This is a genomic window from Streptomyces sp. NPDC048018 (genome assembly GCF_043202995.1).
Lineage (GTDB): Bacteria > Actinomycetota > Actinomycetes > Streptomycetales > Streptomycetaceae > Streptomyces.
In genome coordinates, this window is record NZ_JBIDBK010000004.1 from 3,746 (window position 1) to 25,415 (window position 21,670).

A 21,670-nucleotide genomic window follows, 5' to 3' on the forward strand; every position below is an offset into this window, starting at 1 on the left:
GGGGGGGGGGGGGGGGGGGCGGGGGGGGGGGGCCCCCCCCCCCCCCCCCCCCCCGGGCCCCCCCCCCCCCCCCCCCCCCCCCCCCGGCCCCGCCCCCGGCACCCCCACGGGGTTCGGCGCACCCCGGGTCGGGACGGTGGTGCCGGCAGCCCAGAGCAGGGCATGAAGCCGCAGCACCGTTAGGAGCCGCCGCGCCCCCGCAAGCCGCCGTGCCGCCGGAGGTCAGAGCACCGACGCCCCGGGCGGGGAGACCGGCGGCGACCCCGCCGCCATCGCCGCCCCCACGATCCCCGCGTTGTTCTGCAGCTGCGCCGGCACGATCTCCGCCCTGATGCCCTCGATCAGCGGCAGGAACTTGTCGGCCTTCCTGCTGACTCCGCCGCCGATGATGAAGAGCTCCGGAGAGAACAGCATCTCGACGTGCTCCAGGTACTTCTGCAGCCGCCGCGTCGCCCAGTGCTCCCAGGTCAGGTCGTCGTCCTCGCGTGCCTTCGACGAGGCGCGCTTCTCCGCGTCGTGGCCCTTGAGCTCCAGGTGCCCGAGTTCGGTGTTGGGGACGAGCTTGCCGTCGACGAAGACGGCCGAGCCGATGCCGGTGCCGAGGGTGAGCAGGATGACGGTGCCCTTGCGGCCCTTCCCCGCGCCGAAGGCCATCTCCGCGGTTCCGGCCGCGTCGGCGTCGTTGAGGACGGTCACCGGCAGTCCGCCGAGCCGGTCGCCGAGCAGGCGGCCGGCGTCGACTCCGATCCAGCCCTTGTCGACGTTGGCCGCGGTGCGGATGGTGGAGCCGGTCACGACCCCGGGGAACGTGACGCCGATCGGCCCGGACCAGCCGAAGTGGTCCACGACCTCGACGACACAGCCCGCGACGTCGTCGGGCGTCGCGGGCTGGGGGGTGAGTACCTTGTGGCGGGTTTCGGCCAGGTCGCCGCGGACCAGGTCCACGGGGGCGCCTTTGATGCCCGAGCCGCCGATGTCCACTCCGAAGACGTTCATGGACCCAACGTTACGGGCAGAGGCCCTCCGTCACGCCTCAACGGGAGACGTCGTCACTTCTTGCCGAGCGCATCCGCCACCGCGCGGAGGTCCTTGTTGCGGAGTTCCTTGGGGAGCGAGAAGGTCAGCGACTCGTCGGCCGTCTTGACCAGCTCCACGTCGGCGTAGCCGCGCTCGGACAGCCACTCCAGGACCTCCTGGACGAGCACGTCCGGGACGGAGGCGCCGGAGGAGAGGCCGACGCTGGTGACGCCCTCCAGCCAGGTCTCGTCGATCTCGGAGGCGAAGTCGACGAGGTACGCGGCGGGGGCGCCGGCCTGCTTGGCGACGTCGACCATGCGCTGCGAGTTCGAGGAGTTCTTGGAGCCGACGACGATGACCAGCTCGGCCTGGGTGGCGAGCTCCTTGATCGCGGTCTGGCGGTTCTGCGTGGCGTAGCAGATGTCGTCCGACGGCGGGGAGATCAGCTGCGGGAACTTCTCCTTCAGCGCGTCCACCGTCTCCATGGTCTCGTCGACCGAGAGCGTGGTCTGGGAGAGCCAGACGACCCGGGAGGGGTCGCGGACCTCGACCTTGGCGACGTCCTCGGGGCCGTCGACGAGCTGGATGTGGTCGGGGGCCTCGCCGGAGGTGCCGATGACCTCCTCGTGGCCCTCGTGGCCGATGAGGAGGATGTCGAAGTCCTCGTTGGCGAAGCGCACGGCTTCCTTGTGGACCTTGGTGACCAGCGGGCAGGTCGCGTCGATGGTCGCGAGCCGGCCCTGCCTGGCCTCCTCGTGGACGGTCGGGGCGACGCCGTGCGCCGAGAACATCACGATGTTGCCCGGCGGCACCTCGGTGGCCTGGTCGACGAAGATCGCGCCCTTCCGCTCCAGGGTCTGCACGACGTACTTGTTGTGCACGATCTCGTGGCGGACGTAGATGGGGGCCCCGTACTGCTCCAGGGCCTTCTCCACGGCGATCACGGCGCGGTCGACGCCCGCGCAGTAGCCGCGGGGAGCGGCGAGCAGGACACGCTTCGGGCTGTTCGCGGGCGTTGCAGTCATGGTCCCCATCGTAAGGCCGCGTCGGTGGGCGGTTTCGTCACCGCCGTGGCCGAGACTGACGCCATGGCTGAGGACGCACGGGCGGCGGAGACGGACCACGAGGGGCTGCGGCGGAATCTCGGCTTCCGGGATCTCGTGGTCTACGGCCTCCTGTTCATCGCCCCGATGGCGCCGGTCGGTGTGTACGGCACGCTGGACGCCAAGTCGCACGGGGCGGTCGCCCTGGTGTACGTCGTGGCGACGGTCGCGATGGCGTTCACCGCGTTCAGCTACGCGCAGATGGTGCGGGTCGCCCCGGGAGCGGGCTCCGTGTTCACGTACGCGCGCACGGCGCTCGGCGAGGGGCCGGGGTTCGTCGCCGGGTGGATGGCGATGCTCGACTACCTGCTGATCCCGGCCGTCGCGTATCTGTTCGCGGGGATCGCCATGGAGGCGCTGGTCCCCGAGGTGCACCGGTGGGTGTGGACGGGGATCGCCGTGGTCGTGACGACGCTGCTCAACCTGTGGGGCGTGCGGGCGGCGGCCCGGGTCGGCTTCGCGGTGCTCGCGATGGAGATCGTGGTGCTGCTGGTCTTCGTCGTGTCGGCGGTCGTCGTGCTCGTCCGGGACGGGGCGCAGCGCGACTGGTGGTCGCCGCTCACGGGGGACGCCGGGTTCTCGGCGGCGGCGATCGTCGGGGCGGTGTCGGTAGCGGTCCTGTCGTACCTGGGCTTCGACGCGATCGCGGCCTTCGCGGAGGAGGTGACCGGCGGCTCCGAGAAGGTGGCCCGCGCGCTGCTGTTCTGTCTGGCGCTGGCGGGCGCCCTCTTCGTGGCGCAGACCTGGCTGGTGGCGCTGCTCGAACCGGTCTCGTCGGGCGAGCTGGCGGCGGATCCGGCGCTGCAGGGTTCGGCCTTCTACGACGCGGTGGAGGGGGCGGTGGGCGGCTGGCTGCACGATCTGGTGGCCGTCTCGAAGGCGATCGGCGCGGCCTTCGCGGCCCTCGCGGGGCAGGCGGCGGGCAGCAGGCTGCTGTTCGCCATGGGGCGCGAGCACCGCCTGCCGCATCTGCTGGCCCGGACGGACTCGGGGGTGCCCCGGGTGGCGCTGCTGGTGTCGGCGACGGTCACGATGATCGCTGCGGTGTGGGCGGCGCGGAGCGACGACGGTCTCGACCACCTGGTGTCGGTGGTGGACATCGGCGCGCTGACGGCGTTCGTGCTGCTGCACGCGAGTGTGGTGGTCTGGTTCGCGGTGCGGCGGATGGCGGGGCCGCCGCACTGGCTGCGCCATGTGGTGGCGCCGGTGCTGGGGGCGGCGATCCTGGTCGCGGTGATCGTGGAGGCCTCTCCCTCGGCGCAGGTGGTCGGCGTGATCTGGCTGGGCATCGGTCTGGTGGTCCTCGCGGTGCAGGGCGCCCGGCGCCCGGAGGCGTGACGGGGTGCCGGCGGCAGGGTGCGTGGCGGCGTACGCGGCGGCAGGGGGCGTGACGGCGTACGCGGCGGCGCCGAACACCTGACGCCACTCCGGCGACCGGCCGAGTGATGGCGACCGGCGGAGTGACGGGAACGGGCGTCCGGGGCCGTAGCGGGTGCCCGGAGCCGCGGCAGGCGTCCGGAGCCGCGACCGGCCGGCCCGAAGTGCGACCCGCGGTCCGATCCACGGCAGGCGACCGAAGCCGCGACCGGCGGCCCGAAGCGACCCGCGGCCCGATCCCCGACCAGCGGCCCGAGCCACGACGGGCGTCCGGCCGTGAGGAGCCCCCGGGGCCCCGGCCGGGAGCGGGACGGGCTCCCGCACGGCACGCCTCCGCTGTCGGACCGGGCCGTTACGCTCGGCGCATGGGTCTGAACACGTCAGCCGAAGCGCCGCTGCCCGTCGGTGAGATCTCCCGGCTCATCGGGGGCTGGATCGACCGGCTCGGAGCGGTGTGGGTCGAGGGGCAGATCACGCAGTTGTCGCGGCGGCCGGGCGCCGGGGTGGTGTTCCTGACCCTGCGGGACCCCTCGCACGACATCTCGATCAACGTCACGTGCTATCGCCAGGTCTTCGACGTCGTCGCCGACGTCGTGTCCGAGGGCGCGCGGGTGGTCGTGCACGCGAAGCCGGAGTGGTACGCGCCGCGGGGGCAGTTGTCGCTGCGGGCGGCGGAGATCCGGCCGGTCGGCATCGGCGAGCTGCTGGCCCGTCTGGAGATGTTGAAGAAGTCGCTGGCCGCGGAGGGGCTCTTCGCGTTCGACCGGAAGAAGCCGCTGCCGTTCCTGCCGCAGCTGATCGGCCTGGTCTGCGGGCGGGCGTCCGCGGCCGAGCGGGACGTGCTGGAGAACGCGCGGCGGCGCTGGCCGGCCGTCCGTTTCGAGGTGCGCAACGTGGCGGTGCAGGGGGTGAAGGCCGTGCCGCAGGTGATCCAGGCGGTGCGGGAGCTGGACGCGCACGAGGGGGTGGACGTGATCGTCGTGGCGCGGGGCGGCGGCAGCGTCGAGGACCTGCTGCCGTTCTCGGACGAGCGGCTGATCCGGGCGGTCGCCGACTGCCGTACGCCGGTGGTGTCGGCGATCGGCCACGAGCCGGACTCCCCGCTGCTCGACCTGGTCGCGGACCTGCGGGCGTCGACGCCGACCGACGCCGCCAAGAAGGTCGTGCCGGACGTGGGCGAGGAGCTGGAGCGGGTGCGGGGCCTGCGGGACCGGGCGCTGCGCTGTGTGCGGGGGCTGCTGGAGCGTGAGGAGCGGGGGCTGGCGCACGCGCTGGCCCGGCCGGTCATGGAGCATCCGCAGCGGATGGTGGAGGTGCGCGAGGACGAGCTCGACGCGCTGCTCGCCCGCAGCCGGCGCACCCTCGGGCATCTGCTGGACCGGGCGGACTCGGAGTTGTCGCACACCCGGGCGCGGGTCCGGGCGCTGTCGCCGGCGGCGACGCTGGAGCGGGGGTACGCGGTGCTCCAGCGGGCGGACGGCGCGGTGGTGCGGGACCCGGCGGAGGTCAAGGCCGACGAGGAGCTGCGGGCCCGGGTGGCGGCGGGCGACTTCACGGTGCGCCGTACGGCGGGTCAGGACTGAGCGCCGCACATCTGCCGGACGCCGGTCCGGATCATCTTCCCCAGGGATTTCCAAGGAGAGACGCATGGCTACGGGTACGGAACAGGGCACGCTCGGCTACGAGCAGGCGCGGGACGAGCTGATCGAGGTCGTCCGGCGCCTGGAGGCGGGCGGGACGACGCTGGAGGAGTCGCTGGCGCTGTGGGAGCGCGGCGAGGAGCTGGCGAAGGTGTGCCGGCACTGGCTGGAGGGGGCGCGGGCCCGGCTCGACGCCTCGCTGGCGGCGGAGCGGGCCGAGGAGGAGGCGGAGGGGGAGGAGTGAGCGGAGGCGGAGGGGTGCGGGGCTGACGCGTACACTGGAGCTGTGAACCGGATCACTATCCGTTTTGGATAGTTGAAACTTCACCTACTCCGGGCGTACTGTCGGGACATCGCTCGCTCCCCCCGACGAGCGACCCCCCTTGCAGTTCGGAAGGTACGCAGCATGTCTCTCGTTCTTGACCCCGCCGCCCAGGACCTCCTCTTCCGTGAGGCCCGCACTGCCAACACGTTCACCGACGAGCCGGTGACCGACGAGCAGGTCCAGGCGATCTACGACCTCGTCAAGTACGGCCCGACCGCGTTCAACCAGACGCCGCTGCGCATCACCCTGGTCCGCTCCCCCGAGGCCCGCGAGCGCCTGGTCGCGCACATGGCCGAGGGCAACCAGGCCAAGACCAAGGCCGCCCCGCTGGTCGCGATCCTCTCCGCGGACAACGAGTTCCACGAGGAGCTCCCGGCCCTGCTCCCGCACTTCCCGCAGGCCAAGGACATGTTCTTCGCCGAGCGCCCGGTCCGTGAGCAGTCCGCCCTGCTGAACGCCGCCCTCCAGGCCGCGTACTTCATCGTCGGCGTCCGCGCCGCCGGCCTGGCCGCCGGCCCGATGACGGGCGTGGACTTCGCCGGCCTCCAGAAGGAGTTCCTGGACGACGACCACACCCCGCTGATGGTCGTCAACATCGGCAAGCCGGGCGAGGACGCCTGGTTCCCGCGTTCCCCGCGCCTGGCCTTCGACGAGGTCATCACCACCGTCTGATGACGTGACGGCATGCGAAGGGCCCCCGGTGCACCGCACCGGGGGCCCTTCTCGCGCACGCGGAATCCGGGCCCCGCGCCGTCAGGCCTTCTGCGACTGCAGCGCGCCCGCCATCTGGGCGAGCCGCTCGAACGAGGCCGTGCCGGCCACGACCGTCGTCGCACCGCCCTCGGTGCGCACGAGGGCGTCGTACTTCGGGCCCTCCCAGCGCTGCCAGACCCGGCCGCCCACCGTCTGCGTCTTCCCGGAGTTCTTGGCCTCCAGGGTGACCTCCGGCACGTACGTGGCGGGGTCGGCGGTGGACTGGTTGACCGCCACGTACTGGGTGTCCGGGTCGAGGAAGCCGAGGCGCCAGGCGTCGTGCTCCTCGCGCCGGTACGAGACCACCGTCGCCTTCCAGTCCGCGCCGAGACCCTCGGGGGCCAGCACGGGGTACGGCGCCGCTCGCTGCGCCGTCGCCAGCTCGACCCGGTAGTCCTTGGTCTCGACCGGGGTCGCCTTCTCGTCGTGGGGGATGAAGTAATACATCACGCCCGCGGCGACCATGATCACCGCGAGGGACTGGAACATCCCGCGTACCGTCTGCCTGCCTCGCATACCTGCCACGCCACCATGTTCGCATCAGGGTGGCGCGCTCATACGTGGGGCCCTCTGCTCAATTTATCGACCTGACGATAGAGTCACAGCACCCTCTGTTTTTCCGGCCGTCGCCGACCGTCGCCGCATAGAAAGGTGCGCTCCGATGACCGAGCACCACCACCTGCCGCCCGAGCTGGAGGTCTCCCCCGAGGCCCCCGACCGCAACCTCGCCCTCGAACTGGTCCGGGTGACCGAGGCCGCCGCCATGGCTGCCGGCCGCTGGGTCGGCCGCGGAGACAAGATCGGCGCGGACGGCGCGGCGGTGAACGCCATGCGCACCCTGATCTCCACCGTCTCGATGAACGGCGTGGTCGTCATCGGCGAGGGAGAGAAGGACGAGGCGCCGATGCTCTTCAACGGCGAGCGGGTCGGCGACGGCACCGGCGCCGAGGTCGACATCGCCGTCGACCCGATCGACGGCACCACGCTCAACGCCAAGGGCATGCCGAACGCGATCGCCGTCCTCGCCGCCGCCGACCGCGGCGCGATGTTCGACCCGTCCGCGGTCTTCTACATGGACAAGCTGGTCACCGGCCCCGAGGCCGCCGACTTCGTCGACATCAACGCGCCCGTCTCGGTCAACATCCGCCGGGTCGCCAAGGCCAAGGGCATGACGCCCGAGGACGTCACCGTGGTCATCCTGGACCGCCCCCGCCACGAGGGCATCGTCAAGGAGATCCGCGAGACCGGCGCCCGGATCAAGTTCATCTCCGACGGCGACGTGGCCGGCTCCATCATGGCCGCCCGCGAGGGCACCGGCGTCGACCTGCTCATGGGCATCGGCGGCACCCCCGAGGGCATCATCTCGGCCTGCGCCATAAAGTGCCTGGGCGGCGTGATCCAGGGCAAGCTGTGGCCGAAGGACGAGGCCGAGCGCCAGAAGGCCCTCGACGCGGGCCACGACCTCGACCGCGTCCTCACCACCAGCGACCTGGTCTCCGGCGACAACGTCTTCTTCGTCGCCACCGGCATCACCGACGGCGAGATCCTCCGCGGGGTGCGCTACCGCTCCGAGACCGCGACCACGCAGTCCCTGGTCATGCGCTCGAAGTCCGGCACGATCCGGCAGATCGACTCCACGCACCGCCTGTCGAAGCTGCGCGCGTACAGCAAGATCGACTTCGACCGCGCGAAGTAGGCGGCGCGGCAGCACGACGGTACGAAGAGGGGCGCCCCCATGTGCGGTGGGGGCGCCCCTTCCCGTACGGGCCGCGGACCCGTTTCCCGTACGGGCCGCGGACCCGTCAGCCGGCCTGGGCGACGCGCTCGGCCGCGGCCGCCTTGCGGAGCTCGACCTCCCGGCGGCGCCGCCGGGCCAGGACCACACGGCGCTCGGCGGCGGTGAGGCCGCCCCACACGCCGTACGGCTCCGGCTGGAGCAGCGCGTGCTCACGGCACTCGACCATCACGGGGCAGCGGGCGCAGACGCGCTTGGCGGCCTCCTCACGGGCGAGCCGGGCGGCGGTGGGTTCCTTGGAAGGGGCGAAGAAGAGCCCGGCCTCGTCCCTCCGGCACACCGCCTCCGCGTGCCAGGGACCGGCCTCGTCCTCCCGAGCGGGGATGCGCTGGGGCGGCACGGCGGCGGCGACCCGGAGGGGCTGATGCGGCGGCGTGTGCAGCACGGTCTACTCCTGACGACGGCTTCCGCGGGCAAGCGAGCGACGATGCACCAGCCCTACCCGCTGTGCGCGCGCCTATGCACTGCGTGCCGCCGTGTTCCGCGGTGCGGACACCCGACGGCGAATTCCGGTCAGGCTGCGGAGCGGAACGCGGGCGTCAGTGCCCGAGACGCTTGCGGAACTTGTCCTGAACCTGGTTCTGCAGGTCGGTGATCCACTTGCCGCGCTTCGGCTTGGCCTCCACGTTGCCGAAGATCGCGAAGCCGTTGACGACCACGACCGGCGCCTGCGGATCGGCCCCCTCCAGGGTCACCACCTCGAAGTTGCCGAGGACTCCGGTGCCGCTGCCGCGCAGCGTGACGTTCTCCGGGACGCGGACCTCGACGTTGCCGAAGATCGAGGTCGCGTTGATGGTGGTGAGGCGCTGCGCGAAGATCGCCTCGGTCAGGTCGATCTCGATGCTGCCGAAGAGCGAGAAGGCGTTGGTCCTGCGGCCCACCCGCCAGCGGCCCCGCCGGGTCGACGCGGAGAACACCGCGACCAGGTTGTCGGCCGGGCCCTCGGCGTCCTCGGGACCGTAGACCGGGGCGGGTGCGGTCTGCGGCCGGGAGCCGGCGACCGGCAGGTCCCGCACGATCGGCTCCAGCTCGCCGACGGTCTTCGCCCGGTAGACCGCGTCGATCCGCTCCGAGTGCTCCTCGGCGTCGAGCCGCCCCTCCGCCAGGGCGTCCGCGAGGATGTCCGCGATCCTGTCCCGGTCCGCGTCCGAGGCCCGCAGCGACCCCTGGGGATCGGCGAAGTCGGGCCGGGGCGCGGGGGCGGGCGGCTGCTGAGGCTGCTTTTCGAGGTCCACGACCTCAGCGTAGCGAAACGCGATAGATCGCGACCAGGGGGAACGGCCGTGTCCCGGGGACCACGGCAGCGCCACGGGGGAAAGGCGCCATTCCGGAGCGGTCCCGGCCGCTACTGAGCCTTACCTCACAGGATCGCGGCCGCCCCCGCGTCTTAGGCTGGAGGACGCGCCGCCGACGGAGGGGGCGCGTCTGTCCGCCGAGTGAGGAATGGCCGCCGTCATGCCAGAGTTTGCGTACTCCGATCTGCTCCCCCTGGGAGAGGACACCACGCCCTATCGCCTGGTGACCTCCGAAGGCGTCTCCACCTTCGAGGCCGACGGCCGTACGTTCCTCAAGGTCGAGCCGGAGGCGCTGCGCAAGCTGGCCGCCGAGGCGATCCACGACATCCAGCACTACCTGCGCCCGGCCCACCTGGCCCAGCTGCGGAAGATCATCGACGACCCGGAGGCGTCGAGCAACGACAAGTTCGTCGCGCTCGACCTCCTGAAGAACGCGAACATCGCCGCCGCGGGCGTCCTGCCCATGTGCCAGGACACCGGCACCGCGATCGTCATGGGCAAGCGCGGCCAGAACGTGCTCACGCAGGGCCGTGACGAGGAGGCCCTGAGCAAGGGCATCTACGACGCCTACACCAAGCTCAACCTGCGCTACTCGCAGATGGCCCCGGTGACCATGTGGGAGGAGAAGAACACCGGCTCGAACCTGCCCGCGCAGATCGAGCTGTACGCGACCGACGGCGGCGCGTACAAGTTCCTCTTCATGGCCAAGGGCGGCGGCTCGGCCAACAAGTCCTTCCTCTACCAGGAGACCAAGGCGGTCCTGAACGAGGCCTCCATGATGAAGTTCCTGGAGGAGAAGATCCGCTCGCTCGGCACGGCCGCCTGTCCGCCGTACCACCTGGCGATCGTCGTCGGCGGCACGAGCGCCGAGTTCGCCCTGAAGACCGCCAAGTACGCCTCCGCGCACTACCTGGACGAGCTGCCCGCCGAGGGCTCCGCCGAGACCGGCCACGGCTTCCGTGACAAGGAGCTGGAGGAGAAGGTCTTCGAGCTCACGCAGAAGATCGGCATCGGCGCCCAGTTCGGCGGCAAGTACTTCTGCCACGACGTGCGCGTGGTGCGCCTGCCGCGGCACGGCGCCTCGCTGCCCGTGGCGATCGCCGTCTCCTGCTCGGCCGACCGCCAGGCCGTCGCGAAGATCACCGCCGAGGGCGTCTTCCTGGAGCAGCTGGAGACCGACCCGGCGCGCTTCCTGCCGGAGACCGAGGACGCGCACCTGGAGGCGGGCGAGGTCGTGAAGATCGACCTCAACCAGCCGATGGACGAGATCCTCGCCGAGCTCACCAAGTACCCGGTCAAGACCCGCCTCTCGCTGACCGGCCCGCTGGTCGTGGCCCGCGACATCGCGCACGCCAAGATCAAGGAGCGGCTCGACGCCGGCGAGGAGATGCCGCAGTACCTGAAGGACCACCCGGTCTACTACGCCGGCCCCGCCAAGACCCCCGAGGGCTACGCCTCCGGTTCCTTCGGCCCCACGACGGCCGGCCGCATGGACTCGTACGTGGAGCAGTTCCAGGCCGCGGGCGGCTCGAAGGTCATGCTGGCCAAGGGCAACCGCTCGAAGCAGGTCACCGACGCGTGCGGCGCCCACGGCGGCTTCTACCTGGGCTCCATCGGCGGCCCGGCGGCGCGCCTCGCCCAGGACTGCATCAAGAAGGTCGAGGTCGTCGAGTACGAGGAGCTCGGCATGGAGGCGGTCTGGAAGATCGAGGTCGAGGACTTCCCGGCGTTCATCGTGGTGGACGACAAGGGCAACGACTTCTTCCAGAATCCGGCCCCGGAGCCGACCTTCACCCACATCCCGGTGCGCGGTCCCGGTCTCTGACCCCCGCGTGACGAAGGGCCCCCGGCGCCTGCCGGGGGCCCTTCGTCGTCCGGCTCCGGACGGCGGCAGGCCGTTGCCGGCCGGGGCGGCCTTCGGGGGCCGCCGGGGTCGCCGGTCGAGGCGGGGCCGGTCGAGCGGGGCCGGTGGGGGCAGGGCCGGTGGGGGCGGGGCCCGTTGCGGTGCGGGCTGCCGGGCCGCCGCGGCCGGTCGTGAGGCCGGGCGGACGGCGCGACGGTCGTGGTCCCGGGCGGGGCGCGTCCGGTCGGGTGCCGGGCGAGGGACGGCCGGTCGGGTGCCGGGCGACGGCCCGCACCGGCCGCACGTGGACGGCCGTTCGCCGAAGGGCCGTTGGCCGGGCGCCGTTCACCGGGGCCGCCGCGGGCACTGACCACCGGGCCCCCACGGGGCTGATCCCGGGCCCCCACGGGGCCGAATCCCGGGGCCCGTCGGGTCACTTCGTCGATCTCCGCTCAGATTTTCGCTACCGACTGGTAGCCCTCCCGTCCCCTACTGGTCAGTATGGGGCGCGAGCATGTCAACCACTGAGCCGGTAGACCCTCGGGAGCCCCCCATGCCCTCCGCACAGGCCAAAGCATCCGCCGCCGCCACCCTCGGACTGACCGCCCTCCTCCTGGTCGGCCCCGCGCCGGCGGCCTCCGCGGCCGACCCGGACACGCACCTCACGTCGACCGCCGCGATCAAGCACGTCGACTACACGACCTGGCGGCACGACGTGGCGGCCGTGGTGGCCCAGGCCCGCCCGTACATCGAGGACCGCACCGAGGACGCCGACGGCGAGAGGCAGGCGATCGTCCTCGACATCGACAACTCCTCGCTGGAGACGGACTTCCACCCGTTCTGGGAGCTGCCGACGCCGGCCATCCCCGAGGTGCGCGACCTGGTCGCCGACGCCCACGCGCGCGGGGTGTCCGTCTTCTTCGTGACGGCTCGTCCGGGGATCATCCAGTCCCTGACGGACTGGAACCTGAAGCGGGCCGGCTACCCCGTCGACGGGCTGTACGTGCGCTCCCTGCCCGACCTGTTCGCCGAGGTCGGCGCGTACAAGACCGCCAAGCGCGCGGAGATCGAGGCCAAGGGCTACACGATCATCGCGAACATCGGCAACAACACCACCGACCTGGTGGGCGGCCACGCCGAGCGCACCTTCAAGCTGCCCGACTACGGCGGCAAGCTGTCGTAGGGGTCGCCCGGTCCGGAGGCGGCGCGTGGTGACGGGAAGGCCCGTGCCCGGGCGGCCTCCGGCAGGGGCCAGGCGGATGGCGGCGCGGGACGGCGGCTCTCCCCCGGGCCCGCCCGTCATCGCCCTGCGGTCGGCCCCGGGGTGCACCCGGGTCGCGGGGGCCCGTCCCCGGCCGGGGATGATGGGCCCATGCCACAGAGAGCATCCATACGTACGGCCGTCCCCGGCGCCCTGGTGGCCGCGGGGCTGCTGCTGACCGCCTGCGGCACCCAGGCGGACTCCCCCGCGGCGCAGCCGGCGCCCGTCGCGCCGACGAGCGCCGCGCCCCCGTCGGCGCCCGCGCAGAACAGGCCCGCGGCCGCGGCCGGTTCGCTCGGCGGCGCCGGTACGGCCTGCGAGCTGCCCGTCTCGTTCTCCCTCGCGAAGGACTGGAAGCCGAAGGCGATCAAGGATCCGGAGAACCCGGACTTCGCCGCGCTCACCCGCCAGGGGCCGGCCTTCGCCCGTTGCGAGGTGGACGCCAAGCCCGCCGGGAACATCGGCTTCCTGCGGGTGTGGACCGCGCCCGCGGACCAGGGTCCGGCCCGTGCCGCGCTCGAGGCCTTCGTGAAGGCGCAGGACAAGACCTCGGGCGTCCTCGTCAAGGAGACGCACGCGGGCGGGCTGCCCGCCGCGGAGGCCGTCTACACCGTGCACAGCGAGGCCCTCGACGAGAAGAAGCAGGAGCGGGCCTTCGCGGTGGACACCCCGAAGGGCCCGGTCATCGTGCACCTCGGCGGGCTCGACACCGAGGAGCATCAGGAGATGCTCCCGGCGTACGAGCTGGCGAAGCAGAGCCTGAAGGTGCGGTGAGCCGCACCGCAGAAGCGTGGTGAAGCCGCCCGTGGCCCCCGTCCCGCACCGGACGGGGGCCACGGTGTCGTGCGGACCCTCGGGGGCGTCAGGCGGCGAAGCGCTGGTTCGCCGAGCCGTTGCAGTTCTGCAGCCGGACCGCTTCCCTGGCCGCGCCCTGGGTCAGGCACAGTCCGGTGGCCGCGGCCGGCCGGAGGGTGTCGCCGTCGCGGACGAACCTCTGGTTGGCGGCGCCGCTGCAGTTCCAGATGATGAGCGCCTTGCCCGCCTGGTAGACCGCGCCGGGGACGTCCAGGCAGCGGTCCTGGGTGAGCTGGGTGTGCACGGTCCGGCGGCCGGGGTCGTACCACCAGCCCTGGTTGCGGCCGCCGTGGCAGTCCCAGCCGAGGACGGCGGTGCCGTTGGCGGACTCGGAGGCGTTCACGTCGAGGCAGTTGCCGGTGGCCGCGTTCTTCAGGGGCGTGTACGCGTCGTCCCAGGCGAGCGGGAACAGCGTCGGCGTGCCCGAGGAGTCGACGTCGGCGCAGGCGGCCTCGCGGACGCCGGCGCCGTAGATCTGGGTGAGACACGACGCGAAGGCGCCGTGGCCCCGGTAGTTGGGGTGGAAGGACTGGCGGACGGAGTTCTCGTCCGGGGTGCCGGGCTTGGAGAGGTCGATGTAGAGGCCCCGCGCCCAGGCGTCCTCCATGCAGACCTCGTGGCCGTGGAAGAGGCGGGAGTTGTCGAGGAAGACGGCGCCGGTGTCGGCGGCCGCCTTGCGCATGCCGCGCTCGAAGGCGGGGACGGCGGTGTTCCGGCCCCACTTGGTGTCGGAGTCGTAGCCGAGGCCGCCGCAGACGAGCTTGCCGGGGAAGTTCGGGTTGTCCCTGAAGTCGGGGCCGATCGGGCTGGGGTAGCCCATGACCACGAGTTTGTAGTCGGTGTCGGTGTAGCCGGCGTCGCGCATGACGGTCCTCAGGTCGCGGACGGTCTGCTCGACCTTGGGGACGAGGCCGTCGACGCGGGCCTGCCAGCCGGGGGCGTACGTGGGTTCGCAGGCGCCCTGGGAGAGCAGGTAGCGCTGGACGCAGTCGGTCATGACGGGACCGAACTGGAGGTCGTCGTTGGCGCCCGCGACCAGCACCACCATCTTGATGCGGGTGTTGCGGGCCTTGATCGCCAGGTTGTCGCTCTGGACCAGCTCGTCGGCGTACTGCCGGGAGCCGCCGGTCCGGATGTTGCCGGTGTACGCGCCGGAGCAGGACACGTTGAACGTGAGGTCCGCGGGGATCCCGGTGCGGTGGATGGCGGCGTCGGGCGAGCGGTGGCACCAGTTGGTCGGCCCGTTGGTGGGCGACTCGTAGGTCCCGACGCCCTCGCCGGAGATCTCGCTGTCGCCGAGGGAGATCAGCCCGGTCCTGCGCTGGGTGAGCGGGCGTTCCTCGGGGGTGCCGTAGATCGCGGTGGCCTCGGCGGCCCGGATCGCCTCCAGCTCGGGCGGGAGGGGTACGGAGGTGATTCCGGCCGTGGTGGACGTGTCGGCCGCTCCGGCGGGGGCGGCGGCCGTCATGCTGCCGAGGGCCGCCGCCGCCGCGGCGAGGGCGGCGACCGGCCAGCGGAGTCTGTACCTGGTGCGCGTCATTGCGCCTCCTGGAAGTGGGGTTACCCACGGTTTCTACTGGCCGGTAAACGACTTGGGAATACATCGAACAAGACAAGTGCTCAGCTTTTTCAGGAGGTTGACGAACCATGAGCAACGAAGAGGGCTACCGGACCGAGCACGACTCCATGGGCGAGGTTCGGGTCCCGGCCCACGCCAAGTGGCGCGCCCAGACCCAGCGCGCGGTGGAGAACTTCCCCGTCTCCGGACAGCGCCTGGAACGGGCCCACATCGAGGCCCTGGCCCGGATCAAGGGCGCCGCCGCCAAGGTCAACGCCGAGCTCGGGGTGCTCGACGCGGACGTGGCCGGGGCGATCCGGGACGCGGCGGCGGAGGTCGCCGAGGGTCGCTGGGACGAGCACTTCCCGGTCGACGTCTTCCAGACCGGCTCCGGCACCTCCTCCAACATGAACACCAACGAGGTGCTGGCCACCCTCGCGAGCGAACGGCTGGGCCGGGACGTCCACCCCAACGACCACGTGAACGCCTCGCAGTCGTCCAACGACGTCTTCCCCTCGTCGATCCACATCGCCGCCACCGCCGCCGTCACCCACGACCTGATCCCGGCCCTCGACCGTCTGGCCGCCTCGCTGGAGCGGAAATCAGCCGAATTCGCGGACGTCGTCAAGTCGGGCCGTACGCACCTGATGGACGCCACGCCGGTGACCCTCGGGCAGGAGTTCGGCGGCTACGCGGCCCAGGTCCGGTACGGCGTCGAGAGGCTGACGGCCTCGCTCCCCCGGCTCGCCGAACTCCCCCTCGGCGGCACGGCGGTGGGCACCGGCATCAACACGCCGCCCGGCTTCTCGGCGGCCGTCATCGCCGAGGTCGCGCGGGCCACCGGCCTGCCGCTCACCGAGGCCCGCGACCACTTCGAGGCCCAGGGCGCCCGGGACGGGCTCGTGGAGACCTCGGGCCAGCTCAGGACCATCGCCGTGTCCCTCACGAAGATCGCCAACGATCTGCGCTGGATGTCCAGCGGCCCGCGCACCGGACTCGCCGAGATCAACCTGCCGGACCTCCAGCCGGGCTCGTCGATCATGCCGGGCAAGGTCAACCCGGTCATCCCCGAGGCGGTGCTGATGGTCGCCGCGCAGGTGACCGGAAACGACACCACGGTCGCGGTGGCCGGCGCGGCCGGCAACTTCGAGCTCAACGTGATGCTCCCGGTCATGGCCAAGAACCTGCTGGAGTCCGTGCGCCTGCTGGCCAACGCCGCCCGGCTGCTCGCCGACCGCACCGTCGACGGGATCACCGCCAACGCCGAGCGGGCCCGCGAGTACGCCGAGTCCTCGCCGTCCGTCGTGACGCCCCTGAACAAGTACATCGGCTACGAGGAGGCCGCCAAGGTCGCCAAGAGGTCGCTGGCCGAGCGCAGGACGATCCGCGAGGTGGTCCTGGACTCCGGATACGTGGAACGGGGCGACCTCACCCTGGAACAGCTCGACGAGGCGCTGGACGTCCTGCGCATGACCCGCCCCTGACCGCACCTGACTCATCCGTGACCTTCGCCGCAGCGGTGCCGGGGGGCCGCCCCTAAGATCTGCGCATGACAGGATCCGGCCGTCCTCGGCACTGGGCGCCGGGGGATCACATCCTCTGGCGCTACCGCGACAACGGCACCGGCGACGTGCACATCTGCCGCCCGGTGACCGTGGTCCAGGACACCCCTGAGCTCCTCGCGGTCTGGATGGCCCCCGGCACCGAGTGCGTCAAGCCGGTCCTGGCCGACGGCAGCCCCGTCCACGAGGAGCCGCTGGCCACCCGCTACACGGCGCCGCGCACCACCACCCGCGCCCACTGGCACGGCACCGGGGTGCTCAAGCTGGCCGCGCCCGCCGACCCGTGGTCGGTCTGGCTCTTCTGGGAGCGCGGCTGGCGCTTCCGCAGCTGGTACGTGAACCTCGAGGAGCCGCGCACCCGCTGGTCCGGCGGCGTCGACTCCGAGGACCACTTCCTCGACATCTCCGTCTACCCGGACCGCAGCTGGCTGTGGCGGGACGAGGACGAGTTCGCCCAGGCCCGGCGGGCCGGGCTGATGGACGCCGCACAGGCGGCCGGGGTCCGGCGGGCGGGCCGGGCGGCGGTCGAGGTGATCCGGTCCTGGGGCGCGCCGTTCTCGGACGGCTGGGAGAACTGGCGGCCCGACCCCGCCTGGAAGGTGCCCGAACTGCCGGCCGACTGGGATCGCACCCCGGCGCACACGGCACCATGAGACCCTTGATGCGCCCCCGGGGGGCAAACGTAGGATCGTCCTCCGCAAGCACCCGAACGATCGGACGGCACGTCAAAGACCCGGCACGGCACCGGACCTGACCTCTGGTCATCCACCGGTCGGCCATGATTGCCTCATGAGGGGGAGAGCAGTGCCTGACCTGTGCGCGGCCGCGTCGGCCCCCTCCTCCACATCGACCTCGCGCCGGTGGTTTAGCCCCGCCGAAGGAGCGGCATCGGCGAGAAGAGCGCGTGCAACGCACCACCGGCCCGGATGGACGGAATCCCAGGCGTGACGGAGCATCCCACCTCCCACGAAGGCCGCAAGGCGATGGCCGACCGGCCCCAGGAACGCACCCGCCCCCGCCAGGAGGCGGCGGTGACGGCGGCGGCTGTCGCGGTGCCTCCGCCCGGCGGCGGCGGTCAGAACGGTGGCGACGGCGCCGCCGCGCGGCGAGAGGGCGACCGGCTGCGGTTCGTGGGCGCCGCGACCCGGCGGATCGCGCGCGGCCTCGACCTCGACGAGATCGTCCTCGGCCTGTGCCGGGCGACCGTGCCGACCTTCTCCGACGCGATCCTGGTCTATCTGCGCGACCCGCTGCCGGTGGGCGACGAGCGGCCGGCGGAGCCCTTCATGCTGCGCCTGCGCCGTACGGACCGGCTGCGGTTAACGGACGGTGAGGGCGAGGAGCTCGTCCTCGTCCCCGACCCCGACCCGACGCCCGCGGCGGAGCTGTGCGAGGTCCGCTCGGGCAGCGCGCTGGCCGAGGTGCTGCGCGGAGTGCGGCCGGTGCCCGGCGACTCCGCCGCCGCCCGGGCCGCCCTGCCGGAGCTGCTCGGGCCGGACCACCCGGTGCCGGGCGGGCAGCGGGCCATACTCGCGCCGCTGCGGGGGCGGCGCCGGGTGATCGGCGCCGCGGTGTTCCTGCGCCGACCGGAGCGGGCCGGCTTCGAGCCCAACGACCTGCTCGTGGCGGCCCAGTTGGCCACCCACACGGCCCTGGGCATCGACAAGGCGGTGCTGTACGGGCGCGAGGCCTACATCGCGGACGAGCTGCAGCGCACGATGCTGCCGGACTCGCTGCCGCAGCCGACCGGCGTGCGGCTCGCCTCGCGCTATCTGCCGGCGGCCGAGACCGCCCGGGTCGGCGGCGACTGGTACGACGCGATCCCGCTGCCCGGCAGCCGCGTCGCGCTCGTCGTGGGCGACGTCATGGGGCACTCCATGACCTCGGCGGCGATCATGGGCCAGCTGCGCACCACCGCGCAGACCCTGGCCGGGCTCGACCTGCCCCCGCAGGAGGTGCTGCACCACCTGGACGAGCAGGCCCAGCGGCTCGGCGAGAACCGCATGGCCACCTGCATGTACGCGGTCTACGACCCGGTCTCGCACCGGATCACCATCGCCAACGCCGGCCATCCGCCGCCGATACTGCTGCACCTGGGCGGCCGGGCCGAGGTGCTCCGGGTGCCGCCGGGCGCGCCGATCGGGGTGGGCGGGGTGGACTTCGAGGCGGTGGAGCTGGACGCGCCGGCCGGGGCCACGCTGCTGCTCTACACGGACGGTCTGGTGGAGTCCCGGCTGCGGGACGTGTGGACCGGGATCGAGCAGCTGCGCGAGCGGCTCGCGGCGACGGCCCAGCTCACCGGCCCGGACCACTCGCCTCCGCTGGAGGCGCTGTGCGACGACGTGCTGGACATGCTCGGCCCGGGCGACCGGGACGACGACATCGCGCTGCTCGCGGCCCGCTTCGACGGGATCGCGCCGAGCGACGTGGCGTACTGGTTCCTGGAACCGGAGGACGCCGCCCCGGGCCGGGCCCGGCGGCTGGCCCGGCGGGCGCTGGCGCGCTGGGACCTGGAGGAGCTCACGGACTCCGTGGAGCTGCTGATCAGCGAGGTCGTGACCAATGCCGTGCGGTACGCGGAGCGGCCGGTGACGCTGCGGCTGCTGCGGACCGACGTGCTGCGCTGCGAGGTCGGCGACGACTCGCCGCAGCTGCCCCGGCAGCGGCGGGCGCGGGACACCGACGAGAGCGGTCGCGGACTGTTCCTGGTGAACCGGCTGGCCCGGCGCTGGGGGGCGACGCGGCTCTCGGGCGGCAAGGTGGTGTGGTTCGAGCTGGCCACGCGCTGAGCCGCGCACGGACGCGAACGCCGACGGCCGGGCCCCTGCGAGGGGCCCGGCCGTCGGTGTGTCAGGTGCCGGGGCGGCCGTCGACGATGCCGTCCGGCGGCGGCTGGGTCGTCGGGTCCGACGTCCGCGTCGGCGTCGGCTCCGGCGGGGTCGTGGCGGTCGCCGTGGGCGGCTGCGTCGGGGTGGTGGCCGTGGGGGTCGGCGGCTGCGGCGGGGTGGTGGCCTCGCCGGTGTCCGTCGGGGTGGGCGTCGGCGACCCGGTGGTCCGGGTCGGCGTCGGGGCGGTGTCGCCGCCGGAGGTGCCGTCGGTCTGCAGGTCGAAGGTGGCGTCGGAGCCGCCGCCGAGCGCCTTGGTCGTGTAGGCGCCCCAGATCTGGGCCGGGGTGCGGCCACCGTTGGCGCGGCCCGGGTTGATCGTGTCGGTGAGCGTCACCTGGTTGCCCTTGGCGTCCTCGCCGAAGAGTCCGACGGCGGTGACGAGTTCGGGGGTGTAGCCGACGAACCAGGCCGAGCGGTTGTTCTCGGAGGTGCCGGTCTTGCCGGCCGCCTGGTAGTCGCCCGCGGCGCGGAAGCCGGAGCCGCTCTGGACGACGCCCTGCATGGCCTTGGTGGTGGTGTCGGCGGCCTCACGGCTGATGACCCGCTCGCCGATCGACTGCACGCCCTCGACCTTGCGGTCCTTGTGCTCGGCGGTCTTCACGAGGGTCGGGGTGACCTTGTTGCCGTGGTTGTCGAGGGTGGCGTAGGCGCCGGCCATGTCCAGCGTGGAGGCGCCCATGACGCCGAGGGACATCGAGGGGGTCTCGACGAAGTCCGCGCCGTCCTTCAGGCCGAGGGCGAGGGCGGTCTGCTTGGCCTTCTTGGGGCCGACGTCCACGATCATCTGGGCGTACACCGAGTTGATCGAGCTGTTGGTGGCCTTCTGGACGCTGACCGGGCCGTAGCTCTGGTTGTCCTCGTTCTCCGGGGCGAACGGGATGTCGCTGCCGACCACGGGGCGCTTGCTGGTGCCGTCGTAGATCGTGCCGAGGCCGATCCGGCGTCCGTCCTGGGTCTCGGCGTCGTTGTCGAGGGCCGAGGCGAGCACGAGCGGCTTGAACGTCGAGGCGGGCTGGTAGTCGCGCCGGGTGGCGTTGTTCGTCCAGTGCTCGGTGGCGCCGACGCCGCCGTACATGGCGACGACCGCGCCGGTCTTCGGGTCGACGGAGGTGGCGCCGGCCTGGACGGTCGCCTGCTTCTTGTCGCCCTTGCGGTCGAGCTCGTCCTCCAGCTGCTCGTCGACCGCCTTGACCAGGGCCTTCTGCTTCTTCTCGTCGATGTTGAGGGTGATCGTCCAGCCGCCGGCCTTCAGGTCCTCCTCGCTGACGCCCTGGCGCACGAGCTCCTGGTTGGCGGCCTCGACGATGTAGCCGCTCTGGCCGCTGAGGCCCTTGGGGGCCTTGGGCTTCTGCGGGACGGGGAACTTCATGCCGGCCCGCTGCGCGGCGTCCAGCCAGCCCTCCTCGACCATGTTGTCGAGGACGTAGTTCCAGCGCTGCGCGACGAGCTTGCGGCCCTCGGGGCCGGCGAAGGTCCAGTCGTACTGGCTGGGGGCCTGGAGCACGGAGGCGAGGTAGGCGCCCTGGGCGGCGGTGAGCTTGGTGGCGTCGACGCCGTAGTAGGCCTGGGCGGCGGCCTGGATGCCGTAGGCGTTGCGGCCGTAGTAGCTGGTGTTGATGTAGCCGGCGAGGATCTCCGGCTTGCTCATGCGCTGGTCCACCTTGATGGCGATGACCATTTCCTTGAGCTTGCGGGTCGCCGTCTGGTCCTGGCTCAGGTAGTAGTTCTTGACGTACTGCTGGGTGATCGTCGAACCGCCCTGCTTGCCCTTGCCGGTGAGGGTGTTCCAGGCGGCACGGGCGGTGCCCATGACGTCGACGCCGTTGTCCTTGTAGAAGGTCTTGTTCTCGGCGGCGACGAAGGCCCGCTGAACGTCGGTCGGGACCTTCTCCAGGCCCACGATCTCGCGGTTGATCTTGCCCGTGCGGGCCATGACCTTGCCGTTGGAGTACTTGTAGACGTTGCTCTGCAGGGTCGCGTCCGCGTTGGCCGACGGCACCGGGACCATCAGGTAGAGCGCGTAGAAGGCGCCCATCACGAGCAGGCAGCCCACGAAGAACGTGCCCAGGAGTTTCTTCCAGGTGAAGAGGCGGCGTATCCGCCCGCCCTTTCCCGCCTGGCTGTTACCTGTTCGGCCCATGTCCTCGTTCGCTCCGCTCGTCTTCGAATCAGCTCAGCAAGCTAACACCGGCGATCGCGACAAAGGGCGATCCATCCGGCTTTCCGGGCGTGACAATGAGCACCCACTCCCGAGGGAACCGACGCTCCACAGGTGCGGATGGTTGTGTGCGGCCGGTCACAGACTTCGCGTTCGACGGGTGCCCTCGCCGCCCCGGCACTCCCTGACCGGCCCCCACCAGGGCTATACATCACGCGTATACACCGCGTGTAGAGTGGC

The 21,670-nt window shown here is 72.2% G+C and carries 18 protein-coding genes; 11 read left to right on the plus strand and 7 right to left on the minus strand.

Annotated features, from left to right (window positions below; translation table 11 throughout):
* Positions 1–222: 222 nt before the first annotated feature.
* Positions 223–996, minus strand: coding sequence for a polyphosphate--glucose phosphotransferase (gene ppgK / locus ACGF1Z_RS15870; RefSeq protein WP_393004224.1), 774 nt, complete (start codon positions 994–996; stop codon positions 223–225).
* Positions 997–1,049: 53 nt separating this feature from the next.
* Complete coding sequence (locus ACGF1Z_RS15875; protein WP_393004226.1) at positions 1,050–2,051, minus strand: 4-hydroxy-3-methylbut-2-enyl diphosphate reductase; 1,002 nt, start codon at positions 2,049–2,051, stop codon at positions 1,050–1,052.
* 54 nt (positions 2,052–2,105) lie between these two features.
* On the opposite strand from ACGF1Z_RS15875, the gene ACGF1Z_RS15880 reads away from it, so the two are divergent.
* From ACGF1Z_RS15880 to ACGF1Z_RS15895, 4 genes are all read left to right on the plus strand, one after another.
* On the plus strand, positions 2,106–3,458 hold the full coding sequence (locus ACGF1Z_RS15880; protein WP_393004228.1) for an APC family permease: 1,353 nt from the start codon (positions 2,106–2,108) through the stop codon (positions 3,456–3,458).
* Between the two features lie 404 nt (positions 3,459–3,862).
* The gene (xseA, locus tag ACGF1Z_RS15885) at positions 3,863–5,080 is read left to right on the plus strand and encodes an exodeoxyribonuclease VII large subunit (RefSeq protein WP_393004230.1); all 1,218 of its coding nucleotides are present in this window, start codon (positions 3,863–3,865) and stop codon (positions 5,078–5,080) included.
* A 64-nt stretch (positions 5,081–5,144) separates the two neighbouring features.
* On the plus strand, positions 5,145–5,381 hold the full coding sequence (locus ACGF1Z_RS15890) for an exodeoxyribonuclease VII small subunit (RefSeq protein WP_393004232.1): 237 nt from the start codon (positions 5,145–5,147) through the stop codon (positions 5,379–5,381).
* 162 nt (positions 5,382–5,543) lie between these two features.
* Positions 5,544–6,134, plus strand: a complete 591-nt coding sequence (locus tag ACGF1Z_RS15895) for a malonic semialdehyde reductase (protein WP_393004234.1) — start codon at positions 5,544–5,546, stop codon at positions 6,132–6,134.
* A gap of 81 nt (positions 6,135–6,215) precedes the next feature.
* On the opposite strand, the gene ACGF1Z_RS15900 is transcribed toward ACGF1Z_RS15895, so the two are convergent.
* Complete coding sequence (locus ACGF1Z_RS15900; RefSeq protein ID WP_393005610.1) at positions 6,216–6,731, minus strand: DUF4245 domain-containing protein; 516 nt, start codon at positions 6,729–6,731, stop codon at positions 6,216–6,218.
* 145 nt (positions 6,732–6,876) lie between these two features.
* Between ACGF1Z_RS15900 and glpX the strand changes: the two genes are divergently transcribed.
* Complete coding sequence (glpX, locus tag ACGF1Z_RS15905; RefSeq protein ID WP_393004236.1) at positions 6,877–7,911, plus strand: class II fructose-bisphosphatase; 1,035 nt, start codon at positions 6,877–6,879, stop codon at positions 7,909–7,911.
* Between the two features lie 106 nt (positions 7,912–8,017).
* Here the strand turns inward: glpX and ACGF1Z_RS15910 are convergent, their stop codons facing one another.
* Together ACGF1Z_RS15910 and ACGF1Z_RS15915 are read right to left on the minus strand one after the other, a co-directional pair.
* Entirely contained in the window at positions 8,018–8,392 is a 375-nt protein-coding gene (locus tag ACGF1Z_RS15910) for a WhiB family transcriptional regulator (protein WP_393005612.1), read from the minus strand.
* Between the two features lie 157 nt (positions 8,393–8,549).
* A complete protein-coding gene (locus ACGF1Z_RS15915) occupies positions 8,550–9,245 on the minus strand; it encodes a DUF1707 domain-containing protein (RefSeq protein WP_393004238.1) in 696 nt (231 codons plus the stop codon).
* Positions 9,246–9,465: 220 nt separating this feature from the next.
* Between ACGF1Z_RS15915 and ACGF1Z_RS15920 the strand changes: the two genes are divergently transcribed.
* From ACGF1Z_RS15920 to ACGF1Z_RS15930, 3 genes are all read left to right on the plus strand, one after another.
* On the plus strand, positions 9,466–11,130 hold the full coding sequence (locus tag ACGF1Z_RS15920; RefSeq protein ID WP_393004240.1) for a fumarate hydratase: 1,665 nt from the start codon (positions 9,466–9,468) through the stop codon (positions 11,128–11,130).
* A gap of 571 nt (positions 11,131–11,701) precedes the next feature.
* Positions 11,702–12,331: an HAD family acid phosphatase gene (locus ACGF1Z_RS15925; RefSeq protein WP_393004242.1), complete on the plus strand. Its 630-nt coding sequence runs from the start codon at positions 11,702–11,704 to the stop codon at positions 12,329–12,331.
* A 189-nt stretch (positions 12,332–12,520) separates the two neighbouring features.
* Complete coding sequence (locus ACGF1Z_RS15930) at positions 12,521–13,183, plus strand: lipoprotein (protein ID WP_393004244.1); 663 nt, start codon at positions 12,521–12,523, stop codon at positions 13,181–13,183.
* 88 nt (positions 13,184–13,271) lie between these two features.
* Here ACGF1Z_RS15930 and ACGF1Z_RS15935 read toward each other — a convergent pair whose 3' ends face one another.
* Positions 13,272–14,804: a ricin-type beta-trefoil lectin domain protein gene (locus ACGF1Z_RS15935; protein WP_393004246.1), complete on the minus strand. Its 1,533-nt coding sequence runs from the start codon at positions 14,802–14,804 to the stop codon at positions 13,272–13,274.
* 107 nt (positions 14,805–14,911) lie between these two features.
* On the opposite strand from ACGF1Z_RS15935, the gene ACGF1Z_RS15940 reads away from it, so the two are divergent.
* The 3 genes from ACGF1Z_RS15940 (at position 14,912) to ACGF1Z_RS15950 (ending at position 19,173) form a co-directional block, all read left to right on the plus strand.
* Positions 14,912–16,306, plus strand: coding sequence for a class II fumarate hydratase (locus ACGF1Z_RS15940; protein WP_393004248.1), 1,395 nt, complete (start codon positions 14,912–14,914; stop codon positions 16,304–16,306).
* 65 nt (positions 16,307–16,371) lie between these two features.
* Positions 16,372–17,037 (plus strand): DUF402 domain-containing protein, encoded by a 666-nt coding sequence (locus ACGF1Z_RS15945; protein WP_393004250.1) that lies wholly within the window; start codon positions 16,372–16,374, stop codon positions 17,035–17,037.
* A gap of 291 nt (positions 17,038–17,328) precedes the next feature.
* The gene (locus tag ACGF1Z_RS15950; protein WP_393004252.1) at positions 17,329–19,173 is read left to right on the plus strand and encodes a SpoIIE family protein phosphatase; all 1,845 of its coding nucleotides are present in this window, start codon (positions 17,329–17,331) and stop codon (positions 19,171–19,173) included.
* Between the two features lie 61 nt (positions 19,174–19,234).
* Here ACGF1Z_RS15950 and ACGF1Z_RS15955 read toward each other — a convergent pair whose 3' ends face one another.
* Entirely contained in the window at positions 19,235–21,412 is a 2,178-nt protein-coding gene (locus ACGF1Z_RS15955) for a transglycosylase domain-containing protein (RefSeq protein ID WP_393004254.1), read from the minus strand.
* Positions 21,413–21,670: the final 258 nt, after the last annotated feature.

Excerpts from the sequence above, each read along its gene's own strand:
- ACGF1Z_RS15925 (WP_393004242.1), top strand. The coding sequence starts at position 11,702 with ATGCCCTCCGCACAGGCCAAAGCATCCGCCGCCGCCACCCTCGGACTG.
- ACGF1Z_RS15880 (WP_393004228.1), top strand. The coding sequence starts at position 2,106 with ATGGCTGAGGACGCACGGGCGGCGGAGACGGACCACGAGGGGCTGCGG.
- ACGF1Z_RS15890 (WP_393004232.1), top strand. The coding sequence starts at position 5,145 with ATGGCTACGGGTACGGAACAGGGCACGCTCGGCTACGAGCAGGCGCGG.
- ACGF1Z_RS15935 (WP_393004246.1), bottom strand. The coding sequence starts at position 14,804 with ATGACGCGCACCAGGTACAGACTCCGCTGGCCGGTCGCCGCCCTCGCC.
- ACGF1Z_RS15875 (WP_393004226.1), bottom strand. The coding sequence starts at position 2,051 with ATGGGGACCATGACTGCAACGCCCGCGAACAGCCCGAAGCGTGTCCTG.
- ACGF1Z_RS15955 (WP_393004254.1), bottom strand. The coding sequence starts at position 21,412 with ATGGGCCGAACAGGTAACAGCCAGGCGGGAAAGGGCGGGCGGATACGC.
- ACGF1Z_RS15920 (WP_393004240.1), top strand. The coding sequence starts at position 9,466 with ATGCCAGAGTTTGCGTACTCCGATCTGCTCCCCCTGGGAGAGGACACC.
- ACGF1Z_RS15900 (WP_393005610.1), bottom strand. The coding sequence starts at position 6,731 with ATGCGAGGCAGGCAGACGGTACGCGGGATGTTCCAGTCCCTCGCGGTG.
- xseA (WP_393004230.1), top strand. The coding sequence starts at position 3,863 with ATGGGTCTGAACACGTCAGCCGAAGCGCCGCTGCCCGTCGGTGAGATC.
- ppgK (WP_393004224.1), bottom strand. The coding sequence starts at position 996 with ATGAACGTCTTCGGAGTGGACATCGGCGGCTCGGGCATCAAAGGCGCC.
- ACGF1Z_RS15940 (WP_393004248.1), top strand. The coding sequence starts at position 14,912 with ATGAGCAACGAAGAGGGCTACCGGACCGAGCACGACTCCATGGGCGAG.
- glpX (WP_393004236.1), top strand. The coding sequence starts at position 6,877 with ATGACCGAGCACCACCACCTGCCGCCCGAGCTGGAGGTCTCCCCCGAG.
- ACGF1Z_RS15945 (WP_393004250.1), top strand. The coding sequence starts at position 16,372 with ATGACAGGATCCGGCCGTCCTCGGCACTGGGCGCCGGGGGATCACATC.
- ACGF1Z_RS15930 (WP_393004244.1), top strand. The coding sequence starts at position 12,521 with ATGCCACAGAGAGCATCCATACGTACGGCCGTCCCCGGCGCCCTGGTG.
- ACGF1Z_RS15895 (WP_393004234.1), top strand. The coding sequence starts at position 5,544 with ATGTCTCTCGTTCTTGACCCCGCCGCCCAGGACCTCCTCTTCCGTGAG.